Below are 2,174 nucleotides of genomic sequence, written 5' to 3'. Positions count from 1 at the left end.
CCGGCACCCTTCGCAGAGCACCGTCCGCGGCGCTCCGCAGCCCGCGCATTCACCGGGCAGCATCAGTTCGGCGAGTGCTCGCCACCATTCCCTCATGAGGCCACTGTGCGCCCCGGACGTGCTCCCCGCGCAGGCCTGTGGAAAACCCCGGTGGGGCCCGATCGTCCGACCGGACCCCACCTGTGGACAACTCCGGCCCTCCCGCTCAGCCGGGATATACCGGACTCATGGCCTTCGTGACGATCTGTTTCCACTGCGCCCCCGACGGCAGCCGTACCAGCCCGTCGGTACCGGAGAACGCCGTCAGCGGCAGTCGCTCGTCCTCCGACGCGGCGATCTCCCGCACCCCGGAGAGCGCCACCGGCGCCATACCGGCCACCGACGACCCGTCGACCCGCACGTACCGCATCTGCTGCACGCCGCCCTGCTCCCGTCCGGCGACGACCAGTTGGCCCGCGCCCGCCCAGGACATGGCGGCCACGTCCTCGAAGCGCGGCGCGACCGACCGCGGCTCGAGCACCGACACGAGCGGCCGGTCCTGGGTGCCGCCCCGGTCGGTCCGCCGGTCGATCCGCCCGATCCACAGCGACCGCTTGTCGTCCTTGGCGACCACCAACGCGATCCGCACCCCGTCCGCCGCGACGCGGACGGCCTCGATCCGGCCGTCCAGGCCCTGCACGTGCACCTCGACGGGCTTGCGGGTCCCGCCGGGCAGCATCAGCAGGCGGGGGTCGCCGGGATCGCGGTCGGCGATCCACAGGTCCCCGCGGGCGTCCCAGCTGGGCGCGGTCAGCCGGTCGCTCTCGGACCGGCCCGCGCTCTTCACCACGGGCTCCCCGGCACCGTCGTCCTCGCCCTCCGTCATCAGCGGGCCGACGTACAGCCGGCTGCCGTCGAGGTGGACGCCGGCCGCGGTGTGCTCGTCGCGGGAGACCGCCACCGACCGCAGCGGGGTCGTGCCGTCACCGAAGGCGCCCGACACCGGCTCGACGCCGGCGGCCTCGGCCCGCGCCGCGTCGTCGGCCGCCGTCCCGCCCTCCGGGGAGGCGGACGGATCGCTCTTCCCGCCGTCGCCGTCCGGGGCGTCAGGGTCGTCCGGCTTCCCGGACTCCTGGGTGGCCGGGGCCTTCTCGGACTCCTCCGCGTCATCGGAGTCCTCGGCGTCACCGGGGTCCTGCTCCTGCGCCTCCTGGTACTCGGCGGGAATCCGCACCAGACGGTGCTCGCCGTCGACGAAGTACAGGTACTCCGGCGGGCGGGCCGTGCCGTGCGGCGCGTAGAGGACGGCGCGCTTCTCGTCGAGTCCGCACAGCCGCTCACCACCGGACGTCAGCTCCACCGACTTCACGCCGGTCGGGGTGTGGTCCTGGAGGGTGAGCAGCAGTTGCGCCGCCATCTCCTCGCAGGCGCCGTGACCCGCCAGCCGGGCCTGGGCGTCGAGCGGGACGGTCAGCTTCCCCTCGTCGTCGGGGGTCAGCGACTTCACGCCGTCGCGCAGCCCCGTCCCGGCGGGGAAACCGGTGCGCACGGCCGGGGCGAGCCAGTCGGTGGGTCCGGCCAGCAGCGCCCGCACGATCCCGGTCAGCGGGTCCACCTTGCGCACCTGCACCGGGTCGGCCACGGCGGCGGGACGCCCGCTGCCCTCGGCGCTGTCCGCCGGGAAGTAGAACTTGCTGACGGAGGTGTAGTTGCGGTGGAAGTCCGACTGCCCCATCACGATGCCCTGGGGCAACCGGTCGATGCGCCACTGCCGCGTCCTGGTGTCCCTGCGGAGGCTGACGACCTCCTGGTACTCGCCGTCGGCCGGCTCGTACGCCTGCTGGGCGTCCACCGTGGCCACCCGGGTGCCGGACAGGGTGTAGTTCAGCTCGTCGGGGTCCTCCCGCGGGCCGGACTGCCTCGGCAGCGGCGTGGGGCCGTTGGCGAGGACGGTGGTCGACCGCTCGGGCCGCCAGGTCCGGGCGGTGGCTGTGGTCAGGTACTTCCGCGCCGTCTCGTACTGCGGGTCGTCACTGGTCAGCGCCTCGAGGAACCCGCGCACGATCTGCTCGGGCGAGGCCCCGTCGCGGGGCGGCACGGCGAAGACCCGGACCTGGGCGTCCTGCCGCGGCGTGGACTGCACGTCCCGCAGGTCCCCGTTGTCCGGCATCGACGCGCAGCCGGCGAGGAGCACG

General features: G+C 74.2%; 1 protein-coding gene. It reads right to left on the bottom strand.

Going from position 1 to position 2,174, the window contains the following annotated elements:
- Positions 1–205: 205 nt before the first annotated feature.
- Positions 206–2,173, bottom strand: a complete 1,968-nt coding sequence (locus tag HW445_RS33820) for an LpqB family beta-propeller domain-containing protein (protein ID WP_374939709.1) — start codon at positions 2,171–2,173, stop codon at positions 206–208.
- Position 2,174: the final 1 nt, after the last annotated feature.

It is taken from the genome of Streptomyces sp. UH6 (assembly GCF_013421635.1).
Classification (GTDB): Bacteria; Actinomycetota; Actinomycetes; order Streptomycetales; family Streptomycetaceae; genus Streptomyces; species Streptomyces abyssomicinicus.
Note: the sequence above shows the minus strand (reverse complement) of the source record. Positions and strands in the feature narration are given on the sequence as shown.